Here is a 20,106-nt window from a genome sequence, read left to right as displayed (position 1 = left end):
ACTATTCCGTATGATTTTCAATTAAACCTAAACTGTTATAAAGCACAGGTTCTGGTTCTAACATAACATGGAAATGCTGATCAACATCATGCTGTACAGCCTGATAAGTTTTCTTCACATCAGCAAGAGATGCATTGGCATAATTCACCAAAACCAATGCTTGTTTGTGAAACATACCCACCACACCCAACTGCTTACCTTTCCAACCTGCTTGATCAATTAACCAACCAGCTGCAATTTTAACGTTACCGTTAGCTTGAGGATAATGTGGAATTGTTGAAAATTGTGTGATTAAACGTTCAAACTCATGCGCATTTACTATTGGGTTTTTAAAGAAACTTCCTACATTTGGATATTCTTTAGGATCAGGAAGTTTACTTTGTCGAATGTTAATAACCTGATTTTGTAAATTTTCAGCAGTTAGATTGTCTCCAACTGCCTGCTTTAAATCACCATAATTTAACTTTAAATGAGGCTGCTTAGGTAATTTAAAGGTGACATGCGTAATGATGTAGCGTGTCGGATCATCTTTAAAAATGCTATGTCTATAAGAAAAATGACAGTCTGCTGCTAAAATTGATTTGATCTCTTTAAACTGTCTGTCATAGACTTGCACTGACTCAATGAACTCACCAACTTCAACGCCATAAGCACCAATGTTTTGTACTGGTGAAGCACCAACCAATCCCGGAATAAGTGCTAAATTTTGCAATCCATACCAGCTCTGCTTAGTACTATATAAAACAAAATCGTGCCAAACCTGCCCTGCACCTACTTTAACTTGAACAAAATCCTGATTTTCAGACAAAACTTCTATACCTTGAATATCAAGATGTATAACTAGCGCATTAATTTGCTGCGGCAACAACATATTACTACCGCCAGACAAAACAAGTACGTTTAACTCATGCTGTTTAGCAAAATCCAAAGCAGCTTTAATATCTTCGATAGAGGTGATTTTAGTGTAATGAGATGCTGTCACATCTAAACTTAAAGTGTTGAATGGCTTAAGCTGTACTTGATTTTGAATTTGCATTGTATTGAAAAACCTATTCCTAAACATTCAACTGTTTTTTTAAGATATTAACCCACGCTAAAGTACTTGATTCACATTGGTCAAGTACACGCTCAAAGCCTTCCTCACCACCATAATAAGGATCAGGTAAAGCTTGTTTTGGATATTGCGGATCATGCTCACTCATTAATGCAACTTTTGCTCGAATTTGATGACTACCAAATTGAAATATCGCGTTTTGTAGCAAATTATGAATATCTTCAAAGTTTTGATGATCCATTGCCAAAATCAAATCAAAATCTAAAAAATCTCGAGTTGAAAGTTGTCTAGCACGTAAAGACGACAAATCATAGCCTCTTTTTTTAGCATGCATTTGGCTACGCTGATCAGGTGCTTTATTTGGATGATAATTACTCGTTCCAGCCGAATCGACGATTACATTGAGTTGATGCTTATCACAATAATGTCTGAAAACCACTTCAGCGGTGGGTGAGCGGCAAATATTTCCTAAACAGACACATAAAACCTTATATTGTGTTTCCATTAGAAATTAGTTCCAAACATTTGAATTACATAAAAATAAACAGATTGCTTGCAAAGTTACTGCAAAATTCCGACAAGCTATAAATCTGGTCAAGTCTTTCTTGACCGTAATGGCCAGTTGCATTTTGTCAAAACTCAGTTGGGTTGAAAAGGAAAATAATGTTTATCAATAGATTAAAAGTTGATAAATCAGGCGATAAAGTCACTAAACTTTTATTTTGAATTTAATTAGAGATAGCAATCATATTTTGAATAAAATCATATTCAATTATAAAAGCCCTACTCATAGGGCTTTAGATAAATCATTTTGCTGAAGTCATTAACTCGATCATTTCCTTCGTTGGCCTTAAGCTACCTAATTGCCACTGTTCAGGTTGATATTCATCAATTCGAATCCAAACATGCTCTCGAAAAGCTGGATTACCCTTACCCTCTATTTCTACAAATAAGTCTGTTATCCGTTTAAAAAGTTCGGCCTTACTGTCTTTATCGAGTAAACCTTCTATAGTTTGTATATTTATAAATGGCATAATGCTACCTGAATTAATGCTAGGTCTAAATTATAGACCCATCCTAATTGGAGCTTCCTCTAATGTCAAATCAAATTATTCCAGACCATAAATTTCCCGTAGACGTCTGTGGGATATTCAAAATTACAGAAATATTGAATGACAGATGGACGATCTTATTATTAAGAGAAGCTTTCTATGGGGTAACGAAATTTAATGATTTTTTAGAAAATACAGGTATATCAAAGCAAGTTTTAACCGATCGTCTCAAACATCTTGTCCAATTAGAAATATTCGAACTATCAATTTATAAAGAAGTTGGTGTACGAGAGCGTAAAGAATATTTACTCACTAAAAAAGGCAAAAGCCTAAATATCGTTCTACTCGCAATGCTTGAGTCAGGTGGTAATTTTATTGAAGAAGGTAAAGATGTAGTCAAAGTTTTTGATAAAAGTACAGATGAAGAACTGAAATTAAAACTTGTTGATTCATCTAATCAAGTTATAGATTTGAAGAATTTGGAACTTAAACTCATCCATTCTAAAAAATAAATTTCTACATCTTAAGTTCAGTGATGCAAGTTCGGAAAGCTATCATATTAAAAATAAAAAAAGCCTACTCTTTCAAGTAGGCTTCCCCTTATGACTTTTGCGCTGATCATTAAGGTTTATTGTTGTTTAAAGCAACCCCATGATCTTACAGAAATACTTAAAAATAAAAAAGACCTTTCGAGTTTGCTAAATCATGTCCTTGTAAGACTATTCAACCACCTATCAGAGCACTTATCTTTACGATTTTATTTATAAATTAAAACTAAAAGATAAGCTCTTCTGTAGTGTTTACCTTAGCAAAAGCATTCCTAAAAATCTGGTTGTGATGATCAATTATATATTGGGCACTTAAATGTATTGAATCAAATGTAGTGTGTGCATCGGAGGCTACCATTACTTTATATCCAGCCTCTGAAGCAGCTCTAATAGTCGTGTCTATACAATATTCAGTTTTCATTCCAGTTACTATAATTTGTTCAATATCTAGTCTCTCTAACAGTTCTTTTAAGTCCGTATTCTTAAAGCTACTCGGATAAGTTTTCTGAATAACAAAATCTTTATCTGAATTAAAAGATAAGTCTGCTATTAGTTGAGTATTCGGACTATCTGGATCTAAGGGTGTATTTTTGTCGCCCACATGACGGACAAAAATAATGGGTCTGTTATTCAATCGGTGATGTTCTATCAGCTTAAGAATATTTGAAAGTATGAGTTGATGGTTACAAGGTTTCGACTCTGCATTGAATAGGCCATTTTGCATATCAATAACAAGTAAAGCTGATTTTGAGTTATGACTTTTATCCATAATCTTTCTCTGTAAAAAACCAATAATGTGCAGAGAAAAATAAACCCAGCCATTATTGGCTGGGTTTGGTTATCTTATTAAGTCGTTCTAATAAAAAATCACACGCAGCCTTTTCTGAAGGTCGTGGTGGTTGTATTGATTTTTTTTAGTAAACAGTTCATGAATTAAACTTGCTCATCATTAAAGCGCAAATAAACATAGCATAGTTGTTCCTCAAAAAACAAAGCTTATTTACTTAATTGAATGTAAGTACTCATAGGCCCCTTTTTCATTACTCTCCAGCTTAATAACTGCATCCGTTTCGTCATTTAGTGTCAAATTAAATATTATCCCATTCTCATAAGAAATTTGATGGCCCATTCGAAACTCAGAATCAAGTGATTCAAAAATAATAAATTTTCCCTCGCTATTTGAAGCGATATAGTAAGTATTGTTCCGATGAACATATCTAATTGTATACATCAACATGAAAATCCCATCTCAAATCAATTATGCTTTTTCTTAAAAATAAAAAGACCCATTTTCACTTTTCATTAAAAAGTCTTAATGGAAAAGACGCTTAAACCTCAAATAAGTAACAGTTACTTGATCATATTTCCTACTTAATAACGTCTATACAACCTCAACGCGAATTAAGATAAATAATTATTTAATTCAAACTATTAAAAAATGAACTCCTCCCTTTTACTTTCTAAAATCAATTATTTGGCTTTTTCCAACTTATACTATTAAATTGATATTACAGAAATACTTAATAATAAAAAACCCCACCATTAGTCGATAGTTAGCAGGGTACATGGTAAAAAATTTGCTTTTAGCAGGTTATTTCAATTCAGAATTTTATATAATTTTTTAAAAAATTTATTTATTTTTAAATAACTTATCAGTCGTATTTCTATCAATTTTACTACGATGTCCATTTTCAAAATATCGATCGACATGACATAGTTTTGTTTTGGTATCACAGAACACACCATTTGAGAGTGTAAATGCTGAAGTATCAAAATCGCCTTGGGAGAAAGCCTTATTCGCCTTATAAGGACCTAAGTATTTAGTTGTAAGTTTTTTTGAGATACCTTTTTTGTCTGCGCATATGTATTTGTCACAAATTACACCCTTTTGAGGTGAAAATACACCAGAGTTGTTTTTTGCCATCGCTACTGAGCTAAACATGAAGCAACTACATCCAATGATACTAAGTAAAGTTTTAGAAATTTTCATTTTTAGAACCGAATAAAATTATTAATTGTTAAGGCATTATATAAATTAGAAGCTTGCCAGAAAATCTCTACCAGCCTATAAATAACAAAAAGCCCACCATTCAATGTCTTTTTAAATAACTTATGCATCATCTGCACATCCTTCTCGATCCCGAACAGATAACAATAGTGTTGATGTCATCTAACACCCAACATAATTGCCCTAGAACTACTTTATTTTAAGGTGTCCTGTGCTAAGTTATTTAAAGATTGAATCTTATAGAACCATTCGACAATAATTTTCAAAAATAAGGAAATAACGTATATGAGCCATTTTCAGTTTCAAACCGTTCCAAATATCATTTCTGGCTTAGGTTCTATACAAGAATTACAAAATGTTTTGTCTTCAAAAGCTTACCGTAAGTTATTGCTAGTCACCGATGCAGGCATGATCAAAAATCAATTACATCTACCCATTCTTCAAATTTTAAATACGCTCAACATTGAATATGACATTTATGCAGATGTTCAGGCTGATCCACCAGAACAAGTGGTCTTAGATGCAGCCAATTATGCAAAGCAGCAAAATGTAGATGCCATTATTGGCTTTGGTGGTGGTAGTTCTTTAGATGTTGCAAAAGTAATCGCTTTACTCGCCCACCCCGACCAGACTCAAAGTTTGCAAGACATGTATGGCGTAAACCAAGTCACCACAGCTCGCCTTCCACTTATTTTAATTCCGACCACAGCTGGTACAGGTTCAGAAGTAACACCTATTTCAATTGTGACTACTGGCGAGACAACAAAAATGGGGATTGTCTCTCCAGTACTGTACGCCGACACTGCGATTCTTGATGCTACTTTTACTCAAAACCTTCCAGCGCATATTACTGCTGCAACAGGTATTGATGCGATGGTACATGCCATTGAGGCATATACCTCTAAGCACAAGAAAAATATTTATACCGATATTTTAGCTAAGAATGCTTTGAAGTTACTAAACCATAACTTACCGAAAGTTCTTAAAGATGGTAATGATTTAGAAGCACGTCAAAACATGCTTTTTGGTTCAATGCTCGCGGGGCAAGCATTTGCAAACTCACCCGTTGCTGCGGTACATGCTTTAGCTTATCCACTGGGTGGACATTTTCATTTATCGCATGGACATACCAATGCCTTAGTGCTGGTTGAAGTATTAAAATTTAATGCGCCGAATGCAAAAAAATACTATGCGGAACTTATGCAATGGTTAGATCCATATAGCAATGGCAGCACTGATGGCTTGTGTGATCTGTTCATTGACCATATGCAGAACCACTTAGACCGTAGTGGCTTGACCTTAAAACTTAGAGATTTGGGTATTGATGAGTCGAGCTTACCTCGGCTTGCTCAAGATGCCATGTTGCAAACTCGCTTACTACAAAATAACCCACGAGACATGACAGAAGCCGCTGCTTTGGCAATTTATCAGGCAATTCATTAATGACTAAACCAGTTTTAAAAAATCGAGATCAATTTAAGTTCTTTTTAGATATTCAAACGCGTTGGGCAGATAATGACATCTATGGTCATGTGAATAATGTGACTTACTATAGCTACTTTGATACCGCAGCCAATGCTTTGCTCATTCAAGAAACAGGTTTTGATATTCATGAAGCAAAGTCAATTGGCTTAGTGGTTGATTCAGCTTGTAGCTTTTTACAAGAGTTATCATTTCCAGAAATTATTCAGGTAGGTGTGGCGATTGGTAAAATCGGTACGACTTCATTACGTTATGAATTGGCAATCTTTAAACAAGGTCAAGATCAAGCCTCAGCTCAAGGGCATTTTGTGCATGTGTTTGTTGATCGCGAAACGCGTAAGGCTGTGCCAATTTCCGAGACAGTTCGTGAGGTTTTAGAGAATTTCTTATTATAAAAAATGAGGCAAAAAGAAAATACACAGCTCTTTTTGCCTCGTTTTAGCTTACATCATTGCGGGATCACTAAAAGAGTCTTCACCCGTTTCAACTCGACCAGCAAAACGTCGGTAATAGTATGGATCACTCTGGCTCGTGATTTCAAAATCATACCAATGCCCGACATCAGCCAAAGCCCAATGTTGCTTAACAACCTGCCCCGCCTTTACGGTAAGTTGTAACGGCGCATCTTGTCGATATGCACAAGGTTTTACCGTCAATATTGCATCCTTGGTTCCTTCATTCATAAGTTCGACATAAACATCACCATTGGCAATGTCATAGCACACTCGAATTTCAGGTTTAACGCCACTATCAACAATACGTTGAGTATCCCCTTTGAAATGACGATGGTAGCCATTTGGACCGAGTACCCATAAGTCGTAACGGCCCAAGTTATCTTTTAAAGCATCACATTCATCATCTAAAGTTTTATTCGGCTCGACAATGTAACGCTTTGGAATGTGATCCAAGTTGAGCTTGTCATAAACATGAAAAACCGCAGCTTGCGTACCTGTATTAGAGAATATTAATTGTACCTTACCGTCCGCTTTACAGCGCGCACTGGTATGCAATTCGTAAGGTAGCGCACGCGACAAACGTATGCCACTTTGCTGAATCGGTAACTTAATATCCGTAGGTACAGGAACAGCTGGCAAAGCTTCTTGATTTTCTCTTAATGCATCTGCCTGCACACGTGTTTGTTTACCATCAAGCTGCGGTAAAGCATCTGCATTTGGTGTTTTAAAGTTAAATGCACTGGTCAAATCACCACACACTGCACGGCGGTACGCACTAATATTCGGCTCTTTTACACCGAAACGTTTTTCTAAAAACATGAGCACGGACGTATGGTCAAACACTTGCGAGTTTACCCAGCCACCACGACTCCATGGGGAAATCACATATAAAGGAACACGCGGGCCCGGACCATAAACGCGTCCATCAGGTGTAGGCTGAGAATGGCTTCCTTCAGGCGCAGTGTGGTCAAAATATTCATCCTGCATATCGACACTGCTTAATGTCGATTTGCCAGCATACTGACCATTTGCAAGTCGAGATGGTGCAGATGGTGACGGTACATGGTCAAAGTAACCATCATTTTCATCGAAGTTAATAAGCAGTGCTGTTTTACTCCATACTTCTGGCACAGCAGTTAATGCATCAATAATTTCTTGAATAAACCAAGCCCCTTGAACTGGGCTTGAAGGATCTGGATGTTCACAGTAAATTGATGGCGCGTTAATCCAAGAGACTTGCGGTAATTTACCCTCACGAATGTCTCTTTTAAAAGCGTCAAGGTACTCTTCAGGCTTATTGCCCGGTAGTGTATTTGCAATGCCTTTATAGAGTGGATTTTTGGCATTATCAGTAGCCGCATCATAGGCTTTATACGGTAGTTTTTGGCCCGTATCGGCATACGGTTTATTCGGTTCCCCACCACTTGCAACTGGGTAGCCAGAAGCAATGTTTGCCTTTCTAAAGGAACGAAATGCACCAAGCATATTATCGCCCCATTCATCCGGCATATTTTGATAACAAATCCAGCTTACCCCTGCTTCTTCTAAACGCTCAGCATAGGTCTTCCATGTGTAACCACGATCTGCCGTAGCGGGATTACCATCAATCCAGTCCCATTCGTTATTTACAAATGAACGCTTAGTCGGTGTTGCCCCATTTGTACCCGTTAAATGAAAAGATCGGTTCGCATCTGTTCCGGTGTGCATGGAACAATGGTAGGCATCACAAATCGTAAAAGCATTGGCAAGTGCAAACTGATATGGAATTTCTTTTTCTTTAAAATAGCCCATAGATATGTCGGTCTTATAAGTTGGCCAGTTCGCCATACGGCCATTGTCCCAAGCTAACTGACTGTCGTTCCATGTATGCGGTGTGCCATCTGCACGCTGTGCATTGTTGGCTGTACCGTCTAAATGAAAAGGCGTTAAAACTTGCCCATTGCGTCTAAGCTGTTCCCAAACCTTACGACCATTTGGCAAAGGAATTGTAAAGCGGTCAGCAAAACCTCGAACACCTTTTAACGTACCAAAGTAATGATCAAAAGATCGGTTTTCCTGCATTAAAATAATAACGTGTTCAATATCTTGAATAGTACCCGTTTTATTATTTGCAGGAATTGCTAAAGCTTTTTGAATACTAGATGGGAAAGCTGCCAATGCCGCAGCACCAAAACCCATATTTAAAGAGTAATTTAAAAATTTACGACGTGTAATCATGATCAGGTTCTTTTTATTATTTAAGTTTAAGGAGCACAGCGCATTACAGGCTTTTTACCTGTCTCTGGTGTATTTGAATTATCATTTGATGAGTCGTTACAACCACTCAGCAGAATGGCGCCGATCAATAAAAAGTAAGAATATTTAAAGGAAGTTGTTCCTGTGCATTGCCTTTTCATGACGATATATAGTCCATTTAAAATCTAAAATGGCTAACATAGAAAAGTACAATGACAGTGGCGTGACTTGAATATTTCAATCCAGTGAAAAATATGAAAATTCTATTATTTCCACATTTCTCACCAGATAAAAACTCACTTAAATTTAAGGCTTTAACTGAATATTTTGGAGTTCGCCATCAAAAGTTTCTATGAGGCTTTTAATAACAGGTTGTTGCTGTAATAGCTCTGTCGCTCTATGGAAAGCTTTTTCTTTACGCATGCTTTGCATGACATAGGGTGTAGATGTATTAACTGCACCATACTCAACCGTAAATTGTGTATTCGGCCATTGCTGGTTTAATGCATCAATGAGGCCTTGTTGTAATTGGGTCAACATATTTTCATATTCTTGAGGAATATGGAAAATCGTATTGCCTCCAATTTCTCCAGTCATTACACCATGTTGAGCAAGTTCTTGAACGGCTGGGGAAAGCTGGCTGTTTCTAAACCAGTATTCCCATTTTTCAAGTGTCCACTCACCTTCCAAAACTTGAGCAGAAAGCTTCAAAATATCCTGAGGCATCAACTGCCCATTATCAGTTACGCTAGATTCTTCTACAGCTGTAGCAGTTTCAACAACCACTTCGGGTTGCACCAAAGGTTGCTGCTCAATAATAGGTTCAGAAACCAAGTCATGAGTTACAGGTGCATCCTGACCAAGAGAAAACTCAGTATCAGATGTTTCAAACAAACCTTGCGGCTCAGCCGTAAAAGTTGGCTCTGGTTCAATTTGTCTAGCTTGGTTTTCAGCCTGAACTTGTACTGCCTTTTGTTCTGGCACGGGAATGAAATCTTCTTCCAGAACACTAACAGTCTCTTGAACAACTGCTGACTCAAGCCCAATCAGCTCATGATGATTTGGATCAAATACCATTAAATCCTGATTAGACTGAGGTTCAGGTTCAGGTTCAGGTTCAGGTTCAGGTTCAGGTTCAGGTTCAGGTTCAGGTTCAGGTTCAACCATAGCGGGTTGGTTAATAACTTCAACAGGCTGAACAGTACTTACAGGAGTAATATCTTGAACTGTTGGTTGCGCTTGTGAGTTTAGCCCCATCACTGCTTGCTCATTTTGTTGAACAGGCTCTGATACTAAAATTTCATTTGGCGCTAAAGGACGGAATGCCAATAAGCGTAAAATACACATTTCAAAACCTTGCTCTTGCGTCACGGCAAGTTGCAAGTCTGAACGACCTTTACATGCGATTTGGTAATAAAGCTGTAAATCTTGAGCAGAAATTAGCTTAGACAGTTGCATAATTTTGCGATTGATTTCATCACTATATTTCAAACTCAAATCAGGTAGATATTGCAAAATTGCCAATTCATGCAATGTCGAAATCAACTGATCAAGCACAAGTGAAACATCTAAAGCTTGATGTCTAAATTGCAATAAAAGCTGACTCACTTTCTCACGTTGGTTTTGATGAACCGCTAAAATCAAATCATAAATAATTGTACGGTCAATCAAGCCAAGCATTTCTTTAACATCTTGGTGATGTACAGCACCCTGTCCATAAGCAATGGCTTGGTCAGTTAAAGATAGTGCATCACGCAGTGAACCTTGAGCAGATTCAGCAATTTGCCAAATTGCATCCTGATCGGCATTAATTTGCTCTTTTTCAAGAATAGCGCCAAGGTGTTTGGTAATTTCATCTACAGCTAAAGGTCGTAGAGTAAATTGCAAACAACGTGAAATAACCGTAATCGGTAGCTTTTGTGGGTCAGTCGTAGCAAACAGAAATTTAACGTGTTCTGGTGGTTCTTCTAGTGTTTTTAATAACGCATTAAAAGAATGCGTCGATAACATATGTACTTCGTCAATCAGGTAAACTTTAAAACGACCTTGCGTTGGCGCATAAGGAACGTTGTCTAAAAGTTCACGCGTATCTTCTACTTTTGTTCTTGAAGCAGCATCAATTTCAATTAAGTCAATAAAACGGCCTTCATTTACCGCCTTGCAGGTTGCACAGACTTCACATGGTGTAGCAGTCACACCTGTTTCACAGTTCAAACACTTGGCTAAAATACGGGCAATTGTAGTTTTACCTACACCACGCGTTCCTGTAAATAAATAAGCATGGTGAAGACGACCGCGTTCCAATGCACTACTTAATGCACGAGAAACATGGTTTTGCCCCACTAACTCATTGAAATTACGTGGACGGTATTTTCTAGCAAGTACTTGATACATGTATGCTCCTTGTTACAGGCATAAGCATACTTTGTTTTTAAAAGAGTGTGAACGCATAAAGCTCATATCCGTACAGATAAACTGCGAACCACACTCTTTTTCAAAGCCAGAAGCGTTTATTTGTCTACGGATGATCATGATGAAGCTCTTGATCAGTTACGCCTTCATCCATGGTTTGGACCAGCCCTACACCATCCTTAATTTCAGCTGAATAATTTCCTTTCTCGGTAAAAATCTGCATGATCGTATAATGGTCTTTTTGACTTTGAGTAATAGTAAAGAAATTCTGATTTGGATCGCCCTGATCAAATTTTCCAGTCCACCGAACAATATCTTGGTCAACAGGTTCGATCTCTACAATTTTACCCGTGCGATTAATGCCATATTCCAACATTTGGAACTTAACAGTGTCACCCACTTTTTTAAGTTCAATCACATTTGGATCATATTTAATCACCATACCTTTCGCATTTTTAAGTAGCGGAAAATTAATATTAGAAGGAAGCTGATCTTTTTCTATTTCATTAAAAACAATTTGTTGCTGAGATAATTTTTCCTTTTCTGACGGGCTCAAATTCAGCATATTTTGACGGACCAAACCATTTTGATTATCTGCTACTTTTGGCCCAGACTCTTGCCGACTTTCTAAAGACGACGTTAAAGCAGAAGAGCTTTGCTGTGAAAAAGCAAACCAGATTAAAACTGCTAACGCCATACAAGCGATAGCAGCTCCTATTAACAATTTATTTTTCTTCATTATTTACAGCTAAGATAGAGATTAGTTATATAGAGAAATTTTCTGCGCATTCAGGTTAATGACACTAACCGCATCAATTTTTCCTTCTACACCTAAACGTACACCATATTTAGGGTTATACAGATACGGGCTAGAGTAAAAATTAATATTATTACCACCCATTGCGGTACTTCCTAACGGATGGGCAAAACCTGAACCAATATTGGTTGAACCATTATGGTACAGGCCAAGATTGTGCCCGACTTCATGACGCATAGCGGCAAAAGAACAACCTGCAATATCATTTGCACCAATCATGTTATATGCAGAAGCATTAATCCAAGCCCAACCACAACCACCATCGCCTGGTTCATTACCTTGATAATAAACACCGTCTGCCAATACACGTTTACGCTCATTTTGTACTGTCGTGTCATCTCGTCCAGTCGAGATTGCTTCTTTTAAAGTGGTAGCAGGGATTTTATAAGTTAAATAGCCCACATCTCTTAAGTAAAAGCGTGCATTCGAATTTTCAGCAGTTAAGTTTGTTAGATTTACGCCTTCAATCATTCTAAGTTTTGCAGCGCTCTCTCCTAAAATTGCATTTACTTCTGGACTAGAAACTAACAACATATCAATTGTATAACTATCTACTGTCCATCCTTGAGCGGTGTAAATAAAACGGCGATTTTCACCATTTTTAATTGCTGTCGACAAACCATTAGGAGCATTAATATAGGTGTCTGCCGATGCATTCGACACAATAACCACCTTATCCCCGACTTGAGCTTGAGCGGGTAGCTGCAAAGTCGGCTGCCAATTTGATGTAGAAAGTTTTACCTTTAAAGTGGGCTGAGTCATATTCGGTAAAGTTGCAGGGATTGTTGCCGTTGAATCAATCACCTTTGTTGGTGAAGAGATCAGCTGCCAATAGCCTTTATCACTTACATACATAAACTCATATTGATCGCCTGTTTTAAGCGTTAAAGTCGCTTGGCTATTAATATTGGTGTTATTAATCTTTGCTGACCAAGTCGCTGTAGACTTGATAACAATTCTATCCCGATCACTTGCGGTGGTAGGCAAAGTGAAATTCGAAACCCAATTTCCATCTCCAAATGAAACTTCTGTTAGCGGGCTACTTACCGCGGCTAAAGATGTTCCGATTTGCTGAACATTTAGCTTCTGAGGTTTTATATATTCTGGAACCCATTTTCCTAAAGCAGAATAATATTTAAACCAATATTCAGAGCCATTTTTTAATGTAAAACTGCTTGGGAATAGTAAATTTGTTTTATCAATCTCCGAGCTTGCACTTGCTGTAGAAACAACTTGTACGGTTGTTCCGTCACGTACATCACTCGGTAATGCAATGGTTTGTGCCCATTTGTCATTTTGAATAAGTATTTTTTGCATGGATGCAGTGGTTAATGGAACGACTTCATAAGTCGCACCATTGGTAGGACTCACTGTTGCTAACTGAGCGACCCATTTATTTTGACTGCTATTAAAGATAAATTGATAAACATCTCCACTATTTATCTTCAATACTTCTAACGGAATATTCGTATTAGAAGTATCTAAATAACTACTATAGGCGGCACTAGAACGAATTGTAATTTTGTCCGAATTATTAGCACTTGCCGGTAAAGAGAGATTTTTGACCCAATTCCCATTTGCTAAAGAAAATTCTAAATCTGAATAACCAAATGGTATTGATCCACTATTATTATTCTGATTTGGTGAAAGTACAGTTGCGGCATACACAAGTGAAGACGCAACAATTGCTCCAATAATAAGTGATGTTTTTAATTTAAAATTCACAGCGGCCTCTTTTATTTGTTTTTAGATTTTCGAATAGCAGGTTAACAAACCATTTTTTTACAGTCAATTTTCGATCAATCAATTTTTCATTAAATTTCAATTACATGAATATTGAATCATTTTGAAATAAAAACATGAAATTTATTAAAGAATGGGTTGTTTATGAGAATTAAATAACTAAATTTATTATAAAGAAAATATTAAAAAGACATTTGAGGGTAAAAAGAAAGATAAATCTCTCTTTTTTACCCTTTATTTTAGTTTACTTTCTTAGGAAAGCTAAACCAGACAAATACAGTTAAAAGGAAGAAACAAATAGCTGAAATAGTGAGTACCCAACTATGCGCATAGCTAAAAGCTTGCTGAGCAACTGCAATTAATTGCCCTCCCAAAGGGCTTTCAAGGTTAGAAGCTAATTGCATGGTTTCACCAATCGAGATACTCGCTTTTTCAATTAAGTTCGATGGAAGCTCTGCTGGTAAAATAATTGAGCGACTATAAAACCAAGACAACATTAACCCGAAAATAGCTACGCCCAAACCAGCACCAAGCTCATAGGCCATACCTTCAATCGCACCTGCTGCACTTGCTTTTTGTGGTGGAACAGATGACATAATCGCAGCAGTTGAAGCCAATAAGGCAATCTCAATACTAAAGCCTAAAAAGACCATACACGTCCATGCTAAAAAATGGTCAGTTGAAAAGTCAAGCTGGGCAAGCCCCCATAGACTAAATCCACTTATTAAAATACCAACAGTAGATACAAGTCTAAGCCCCCACTTATTCAAGCAAATACCAGCTAATGGACCACCTAAACTAATTGCAATCATGAATGGAATAATAAACATGGCTGCCTGTAATGGAGAAAACCCATGCACAAACTGCAACTCTTGAGACAAGAGTAATTCAAAGCCAACCAAAGCAATCATGGAAACCACCGCCATCACAATGCTGGTTGAAATCACTGGATGTTTAAACAATTCCAGATCAATCATTGGCGTGGTCGTTCTTTTTTGGCTTCGAATGAAGTGAATTAAAGTACTAATACCCACCACAAACATCACGACTGTAAGTACCGAGAAGTTATACATCGCCGATTTGATTGAATAGATCAGGCTTAAAATTGCCACGACTAAAATTAAAGCTTGCCCTAAGTTAATTGGCTGATCAGTTTTCTCTTGTTGTTTTGGAATGATCATCGTGATCATGACTAGAACGACTAAAATAATCGGAATGTTAATGAGGAATACAGCTCCCCAATGGAAGTGTTCTAGTACAAAACCACCAACCAATGGACCAAAAGCTGCTCCGCCACCACCTACTGTAGACCAAAGACCGAGTGCAAAATTTCTCTGCTTTTCTTCGGTAAAGGCATTACGTATACCTGATAAAGTGGCAGGAATAAGCATCGCTGCCCCTAGACCTAAAACAGCACGGGAAGCAATTAGCGCGTAAGCTGTTGGAGAAAAGGCCGCAGCTAGAGAACCGATTCCAAAAATTGCAGTTCCAATAAATAATAATTTTTTAAAGCCAATACGATCACCCAGTGCACCCATTGGCAAAATCAAACCCGCCATAATCAGTGAATAAATATCAATGACCCATAAAAGCTGATTGGCAGTTAAATTCAATGCTGCACTTAAAGAAGGTGTTGCAACATGCATCACGGTTGCATCAATCGTAACTGGTAAATATATGAGGACGATAATTGTCAGGATTAACCATTTTTTTTGCATAACGCTCTTCAATATCCAAAACTTGGACATATGTTCAAATCATGGTTATTATATACACAATTGGACACTTGTCCAACTTTTAGTTTTAATGTAATTTGTGTCGAATTCAGTCAGGTGAAAGAAACATGGCCTATCTTAATCGCGATCAACGCAGAGAAATGATTCTGCAAGCTGCCATGCAAGTTGCTTTGGCTGAAGGTTTTACAGCCATGACGGTACGCCGAATCGCAACAGAAGCACAAACATCAACTGGACAAGTTCACCACCACTTTTCTTCAGCATCTCATTTAAAAGCTGAAGCTTTTTTAAAGCTCATGGAACAACTTGATGAAATTGAACAAGCCCTAAAAACCACTAGCCAATTTCAAAGGCTATTCATTTTGTTAGGTGCAGAAAATATCGACAGACTTCAGCCTTATTTACGATTATGGAATGAAGCAGAACTTTTAATTGAACAAGATGCGGAAATACGAAAGGCGTATAATCTTGCCATGCAGAGTTGGCATGAATCTATTGTGCAAGCAATTGAATGTGGCAAGAAAGAAGGTGAATTTAAAAATACATCTAATTCAACAGACATAGCTTGGCGGCTCATTGCCTTTGTGTGCGGATTAGAAGGTATTTATCAACTTGGTTTACAAGGTTTAGCTGAAGAAGACTTTAAGCGTCATACCGAAGCAATTATTCGCCTAGAATTATTATAAATATAGAAGCTGGCATTAATTAAAATACCAGCCTTAAAACACTAAAATTAGAACCAACCTTTACGGCCTTTTAAAATTTGGTCAGTGCAACGCAAGGCTTCTTGAGTAAGCCCCCACAAACGGTAATCACCCGTGATTGAACCAATTTGAAAGTTATGAGTATAGGCAAAACTCAGGTCACGCTCAGGATCGCACCATGCGCCTGAACCATTGTAACCAATATGTCCAAATCCATTTTTAGCGCGTTTACCCATCGTAATAATGCGGTGATATCCTAAGCGCCAATTCATCGGAATTGGCATAACACGATCACGTGCATAACTTTGAATGGTACTGAGTTCTTTAAATACTTCTGGGCGAATGAGTTGTTGTCCATTCCATTCGCCTTGATTTGCTAGCATCGCATAAATTTTAGCAAGACTATTTGCAGTAAATGAACCGTTTGCTGCCGGAATAACTGCTTGTAATCCCTCATCACTAAAGAAACTAAAATGCTTCATTCCTTTTGGAATCATGGCATCCTGAAAATCTTGCGGGTCTTGTCCAGTCCAAGTAATCATTTTTTCAGAAAGTGAACTTTTACGTGCTTGAGGCTTTTTAGGTTTTTCAGCTTGAGTAGGTGCTGGTTTTTCTGATTTTGGTTGAATAATTAATCGTGCTACTCGATCCAGTTCGCTTGCAGGTGTACCAAAATAAGCACCGTCTAACTGCAACGGTTCAACAAGATATTTTTGCATGAGCTGATCTAAAGATTGACCAGTTGCTTTTTCAAGCACGCCACCGACAAGCCAACCAAATGTTAAGGCTTGATATGCATTGCCCTGTCCTGCAAGGAATCTTGGCTTGGTGGCTGCCATCACATATAACATATGTGACCAGTCCAGCATTTCCCTCGCACTTTCAATAATATTTCGAATATCAAACATACCACTTTGATGACTCAGCACATGCCGTAAAGTGATTTGCTCTTTACCATTTTGAGCAAACTCAGGCCAATAGGTCGCAATCGGTTTATCGTATTCTAAAAAACCTTCACTGACTAAAATATGCGCCAAGGTTGCAAGTACACCCTTACCTGTAGAGTAGCAAACTGCCAAAGTATCGGGTTGCCAAGCTTCATTTTGTGATTTTAGACCGGTGTAGATATCTACAACTTTCTGGTCTCTAAAATAAACCGCTAATGCAGCACCACCTTGTCCTGTTCTAGCATCTTGAAGACGGCTAAATTGGTGGGCTAAATCAATAAAACGTTCATCTAAAATACCGTGATAGTTATGGGTATCGGCCAGTAAAATTTCTTTAATCACATGAAGTTCCTTGCATTTTTTGTTATTTTGCTCAAAAGCAGCCCAAACCTCTGTTCAGGCTGCTGATATTTTTATAATGCTTTTACAGTTCCTGCAACATGCGGTTTTTTCGATTTTGCATTACGAATCAAAAAGTCAGTCTTTTTGTCTGTATTAGCAGTTAAAAACTCAACTTTTGACGGTAAGAACATTGGTAGCTTAAACCAGACATCTGCTTCATAAGCATTAGGTAACTCAAGATTCGCTAATGCTTTAGCCTTGCTCCACATACCATGCGCAATGGCCTGTTTAAAGCCAAATGCTTTTGCTGTAATGGCATGAATATGAATTAAGTTAAAATCACCAGACACTTTCGCATAACGGCGGCCTGTGTTTTCTAAAATATCCCACTCTGCCTTTGGAACATAAGCTGGCGCTTGTTCTTCTTTAGCTTTCTCACCTACTCTTTTCTCGACTTTTTGGCGAGATAAATAAGTCGTTAAACCTTCCATCACTACTTCATTGCCAACTTTTGCCGTAGTAATAAAGTCAAACTGAACACCTTTATCATGTGGTTTTAGTTCCCCAAATTTACATGACAGAGTGAGTTTTTCAGTTACACCAATTGGTCTGGTTTGTTTAATCTGGTTACGGATATGCACTAAACCTAAAATTGGAAATGGAAAGGCTTCTGCTGTCATCATGTGCATTTGTAAACTTTGAGAAAGCACAGCAAGATAAATTGCCGGTACAAAACCATTATTTTGGAAGCCACATACTTCGTTATAAGCTTTGAGATGGCTCTGATCAATTTCAAGACGGTCTACCACATATTCAACTTGTGGCAAGATTTTTGGCCCCTGAGGCTTTTTAAAAATTAAGCCTTGTACTACTTTTGGATAAGCCAATGCCGCTTTTGGTAGTTGGCTAAAATGACGAGTATTCATACCTAACCTTTTATAATTTATAGATTCTTGAATAAAAAAGGGATGCACAAGCACCCCTATTTAACTAAAAGTGCTTAAGCGCCCAACAAGCTTTGACCACACACACGTACAACGTTACCGTTTACACCAGTAGACGCAGTTGATGCAAACCATGCAATTGTTTCTGCTACATCAACAGGTAAACCACCTTGTTGCATTGAATTCATACGGCGACCAGCTTCACGAATTGCAAATGGAATTGCCGCAGTCATTTGAGTCTCGATAAAGCCAGGTGCTACTGCGTTAATGGTAATACCATTTTTTAAGATAGGCGCAGTAAATTTAACTAGACCAATCACACCAGCTTTAGATGCAGCATAGTTGGTTTGACCAAGGTTACCAGCAATACCACTAATTGATGATACACAAACAATACGGCCATTTGCATTTAGACCATCGTTTTCTAACAAGTAGTCATTTACTCGTTCAGCAGCAGACAAGTTAATGTTAATTACCAAGTCCCAAAGCTCTGGCTTCATGTTTGCCAAAGTTTTGTCACGAGTAATACCTGCATTATGAACGATAATATCTAAACCGCCTTGTTTTGCCGCAGCAGTTTTAATTTTTTCGCCTGCATCGGCAGCAGTAATGTCAATTGCCAATGTAGAACCACCAATGTCAGCAGCTACACGGTCAAGATCAGCTTGTTGTTGTGGTACATCTAAACAAATAACATGAGCGCCATCACGCGCCAACACATGTGCAATTGCTTCACCAATACCACGGCTCGCACCAGTTACCAATGCAGTTTTACCAGCAAGTGGTTTTGCCCAATCAACATCAACTACATCTGCTTTAGATACACGAATTACTTGACCAGACACATAAGCTGAACGTGGAGAAAGCAAGAAACGTAAAGTTGATTCAAGGTTTGCAGCAGCACCTTCGTCTACATAAACAACTTGTGCAGTAATACCCTTTTTAAACTCTTTACCTACAGATTTGATAAAACCTTCAAGTGCACGCTGAGCAATCGCCTGTTTTACAGTTTTTGCAGTTTCAGGCGTTGTACCAATCACAATTACACGACCAGAAGTTGCAACTTGACGTGCAATCGGATTAAAGAATTTATAAAGTTCGTTTAACTGTTCTGAGTTCTGAATACCAGAAGCATCAAATACTACTGCTTTGAATTTTGATTCTTTGTCGCCTGCATTGAATGGGCGTAAATTTAAACCAACTTTTGCAGCTTCTTGCTGTAATGCAACATTGTTGCCTACATAACTGTCAGCATGAATATTGCTAAGTACTTGTGCAATCGCACCAGACAATACACTTGATGGCGCTGCGCCAACCAATACTGCACCATTCACTACTGGCTGAGCACTTTCAAAACGCTCTAATGCAACTGGCGATGGTAAACCCAAATTTTTAACAACGAATTTACCAATAGGAGATTGTGTAAATGCTTGGTATTGATCAGTCATGATTATTATCTCTCAAAGAAATGAATTTTCTACGACAGGCTTCATTATGTTATGAGATGGACAGAAACAATATGAAATCAGTCGTTCATTAGAGTTACTCCAAATCATACTTGAGTTCATCTTTGGATGTCTTGACCTGAATGCTATCTACAATGTCATTCTAGTCAATACAGGTCTAT

At 37.7% G+C, this 20,106-nt stretch carries 18 protein-coding genes; 4 read left to right on the top strand and 14 right to left on the bottom strand.

The genetic code is table 11. From position 1 onward, the window contains the following. Window position 1: 1 nt before the first annotated feature. The 3 genes from murB to B554_RS0114975 all read right to left on the bottom strand — a co-directional run bounded on the left by murB (window position 2) and on the right by B554_RS0114975 (window position 2,088). On the bottom strand, window positions 2–1,036 hold the full coding sequence (murB, locus tag B554_RS0114985; RefSeq protein WP_019458693.1) for a UDP-N-acetylmuramate dehydrogenase: 1,035 nt from the start codon (window positions 1,034–1,036) through the stop codon (window positions 2–4). A 19-nt stretch (window positions 1,037–1,055) separates the two neighbouring features. Then, window positions 1,056–1,559, bottom strand: a complete 504-nt coding sequence (locus tag B554_RS0114980) for a low molecular weight protein-tyrosine-phosphatase (RefSeq protein WP_019458692.1) — start codon at window positions 1,557–1,559, stop codon at window positions 1,056–1,058. Window positions 1,560–1,860: 301 nt separating this feature from the next. Next, window positions 1,861–2,088: a tautomerase family protein gene (locus tag B554_RS0114975; RefSeq protein ID WP_019458691.1), complete on the bottom strand. Its 228-nt coding sequence runs from the start codon at window positions 2,086–2,088 to the stop codon at window positions 1,861–1,863. Between the two features lie 62 nt (window positions 2,089–2,150). Between B554_RS0114975 and B554_RS0114970 the strand changes: the two genes are divergently transcribed. Beyond that, the gene (locus tag B554_RS0114970; RefSeq protein ID WP_019458690.1) at window positions 2,151–2,618 is read left to right on the top strand and encodes a winged helix-turn-helix transcriptional regulator; all 468 of its coding nucleotides are present in this window, start codon (window positions 2,151–2,153) and stop codon (window positions 2,616–2,618) included. Between the two features lie 262 nt (window positions 2,619–2,880). On the opposite strand, the gene B554_RS0114965 is transcribed toward B554_RS0114970, so the two are convergent. The 3 genes from B554_RS0114965 to B554_RS0114955 all read right to left on the bottom strand — a co-directional run bounded on the left by B554_RS0114965 (window position 2,881) and on the right by B554_RS0114955 (window position 4,644). Then, window positions 2,881–3,423: a cysteine hydrolase family protein gene (locus B554_RS0114965; RefSeq protein ID WP_019458689.1), complete on the bottom strand. Its 543-nt coding sequence runs from the start codon at window positions 3,421–3,423 to the stop codon at window positions 2,881–2,883. Between the two features lie 231 nt (window positions 3,424–3,654). Beyond that, window positions 3,655–3,885: a hypothetical protein gene (locus B554_RS19185; protein WP_031944961.1), complete on the bottom strand. Its 231-nt coding sequence runs from the start codon at window positions 3,883–3,885 to the stop codon at window positions 3,655–3,657. A 399-nt stretch (window positions 3,886–4,284) separates the two neighbouring features. After that, on the bottom strand, window positions 4,285–4,644 hold the full coding sequence (locus B554_RS0114955) for a YcgJ family protein (protein WP_025465238.1): 360 nt from the start codon (window positions 4,642–4,644) through the stop codon (window positions 4,285–4,287). Between the two features lie 303 nt (window positions 4,645–4,947). On the opposite strand from B554_RS0114955, the gene B554_RS0114950 reads away from it, so the two are divergent. Beyond that, a complete protein-coding gene (locus B554_RS0114950) occupies window positions 4,948–6,105 on the top strand; it encodes an iron-containing alcohol dehydrogenase (protein ID WP_019458686.1) in 1,158 nt (385 codons plus the stop codon). Continuing rightward, window positions 6,105–6,539: an acyl-CoA thioesterase gene (locus B554_RS0114945; RefSeq protein WP_019458685.1), complete on the top strand. Its 435-nt coding sequence runs from the start codon at window positions 6,105–6,107 to the stop codon at window positions 6,537–6,539. The genes B554_RS0114950 and B554_RS0114945 overlap by 1 nt, the downstream gene beginning before the upstream one ends. Window positions 6,540–6,587: 48 nt before the next feature. Here the strand turns inward: B554_RS0114945 and B554_RS0114940 are convergent, their stop codons facing one another. From B554_RS0114940 to amvA, 5 genes are all read right to left on the bottom strand, one after another. Continuing rightward, window positions 6,588–8,816: a phosphocholine-specific phospholipase C gene (locus B554_RS0114940; RefSeq protein ID WP_019458684.1), complete on the bottom strand. Its 2,229-nt coding sequence runs from the start codon at window positions 8,814–8,816 to the stop codon at window positions 6,588–6,590. Window positions 8,817–9,140: 324 nt separating this feature from the next. Further along, window positions 9,141–11,228 (bottom strand): DNA polymerase III subunit gamma/tau, encoded by a 2,088-nt coding sequence (locus B554_RS0114935; RefSeq protein ID WP_019458683.1) that lies wholly within the window; start codon window positions 11,226–11,228, stop codon window positions 9,141–9,143. 124 nt (window positions 11,229–11,352) lie between these two features. Beyond that, window positions 11,353–11,985 carry a metalloprotease secretion chaperone CpaB gene (gene cpaB / locus B554_RS0114930; RefSeq protein WP_025465237.1) on the bottom strand — a complete coding sequence of 211 codons (633 nt, stop codon included), beginning with the start codon at window positions 11,983–11,985 and terminating at the stop codon, window positions 11,353–11,355. Window positions 11,986–12,006: 21 nt separating this feature from the next. Further along, window positions 12,007–13,788, bottom strand: a complete 1,782-nt coding sequence (gene cpaA, locus B554_RS0114925) for a metalloendopeptidase CpaA (RefSeq protein WP_019458681.1) — start codon at window positions 13,786–13,788, stop codon at window positions 12,007–12,009. A 257-nt stretch (window positions 13,789–14,045) separates the two neighbouring features. Next, window positions 14,046–15,524 (bottom strand): multidrug efflux MFS transporter AmvA, encoded by a 1,479-nt coding sequence (gene amvA, locus B554_RS0114920; protein ID WP_019458680.1) that lies wholly within the window; start codon window positions 15,522–15,524, stop codon window positions 14,046–14,048. Between the two features lie 125 nt (window positions 15,525–15,649). On the opposite strand from amvA, the gene B554_RS0114915 reads away from it, so the two are divergent. Beyond that, entirely contained in the window at window positions 15,650–16,228 is a 579-nt protein-coding gene (locus tag B554_RS0114915; RefSeq protein ID WP_019458679.1) for a TetR family transcriptional regulator, read from the top strand. A 47-nt stretch (window positions 16,229–16,275) separates the two neighbouring features. Here the strand turns inward: B554_RS0114915 and B554_RS0114910 are convergent, their stop codons facing one another. From B554_RS0114910 to B554_RS0114900, 3 genes are all read right to left on the bottom strand, one after another. Further along, complete coding sequence (locus B554_RS0114910; protein WP_019458678.1) at window positions 16,276–17,535, bottom strand: serine hydrolase domain-containing protein; 1,260 nt, start codon at window positions 17,533–17,535, stop codon at window positions 16,276–16,278. A 71-nt stretch (window positions 17,536–17,606) separates the two neighbouring features. Then, window positions 17,607–18,461 carry a MaoC family dehydratase gene (locus B554_RS0114905; RefSeq protein WP_019458677.1) on the bottom strand — a complete coding sequence of 285 codons (855 nt, stop codon included), beginning with the start codon at window positions 18,459–18,461 and terminating at the stop codon, window positions 17,607–17,609. Window positions 18,462–18,535: 74 nt separating this feature from the next. Next, the gene (locus B554_RS0114900) at window positions 18,536–19,927 is read right to left on the bottom strand and encodes a 3-oxoacyl-ACP reductase (protein WP_019458676.1); all 1,392 of its coding nucleotides are present in this window, start codon (window positions 19,925–19,927) and stop codon (window positions 18,536–18,538) included. Window positions 19,928–20,106: the final 179 nt, after the last annotated feature.

Source organism: Acinetobacter sp. GG2, assembly GCF_000292385.1.
Taxonomy (GTDB): Bacteria; Pseudomonadota; Gammaproteobacteria; order Pseudomonadales; family Moraxellaceae; genus Acinetobacter; species Acinetobacter seifertii.
This window is presented reverse-complemented; position numbering and strand designations above follow the sequence as displayed.

Excerpts from the sequence above, each read along its gene's own strand:
- B554_RS0114945 (WP_019458685.1), top strand. The coding sequence starts at position 6,105 with ATGACTAAACCAGTTTTAAAAAATCGAGATCAATTTAAGTTCTTTTTA.
- B554_RS0114915 (WP_019458679.1), top strand. The coding sequence starts at position 15,650 with ATGGCCTATCTTAATCGCGATCAACGCAGAGAAATGATTCTGCAAGCT.
- B554_RS0114975 (WP_019458691.1), bottom strand. The coding sequence starts at position 2,088 with ATGCCATTTATAAATATACAAACTATAGAAGGTTTACTCGATAAAGAC.
- B554_RS0114955 (WP_025465238.1), bottom strand. The coding sequence starts at position 4,644 with ATGAAAATTTCTAAAACTTTACTTAGTATCATTGGATGTAGTTGCTTC.
- murB (WP_019458693.1), bottom strand. The coding sequence starts at position 1,036 with ATGCAAATTCAAAATCAAGTACAGCTTAAGCCATTCAACACTTTAAGT.
- amvA (WP_019458680.1), bottom strand. The coding sequence starts at position 15,524 with ATGCAAAAAAAATGGTTAATCCTGACAATTATCGTCCTCATATATTTA.
- B554_RS0114940 (WP_019458684.1), bottom strand. The coding sequence starts at position 8,816 with ATGATTACACGTCGTAAATTTTTAAATTACTCTTTAAATATGGGTTTT.
- B554_RS19185 (WP_031944961.1), bottom strand. The coding sequence starts at position 3,885 with ATGTATACAATTAGATATGTTCATCGGAACAATACTTACTATATCGCT.
- B554_RS0114935 (WP_019458683.1), bottom strand. The coding sequence starts at position 11,228 with ATGTATCAAGTACTTGCTAGAAAATACCGTCCACGTAATTTCAATGAG.
- B554_RS0114900 (WP_019458676.1), bottom strand. The coding sequence starts at position 19,927 with ATGACTGATCAATACCAAGCATTTACACAATCTCCTATTGGTAAATTC.
- B554_RS0114980 (WP_019458692.1), bottom strand. The coding sequence starts at position 1,559 with ATGGAAACACAATATAAGGTTTTATGTGTCTGTTTAGGAAATATTTGC.
- cpaB (WP_025465237.1), bottom strand. The coding sequence starts at position 11,985 with ATGAAGAAAAATAAATTGTTAATAGGAGCTGCTATCGCTTGTATGGCG.
- B554_RS0114950 (WP_019458686.1), top strand. The coding sequence starts at position 4,948 with ATGAGCCATTTTCAGTTTCAAACCGTTCCAAATATCATTTCTGGCTTA.
- B554_RS0114905 (WP_019458677.1), bottom strand. The coding sequence starts at position 18,461 with ATGAATACTCGTCATTTTAGCCAACTACCAAAAGCGGCATTGGCTTAT.
- B554_RS0114970 (WP_019458690.1), top strand. The coding sequence starts at position 2,151 with ATGTCAAATCAAATTATTCCAGACCATAAATTTCCCGTAGACGTCTGT.
- B554_RS0114965 (WP_019458689.1), bottom strand. The coding sequence starts at position 3,423 with ATGGATAAAAGTCATAACTCAAAATCAGCTTTACTTGTTATTGATATG.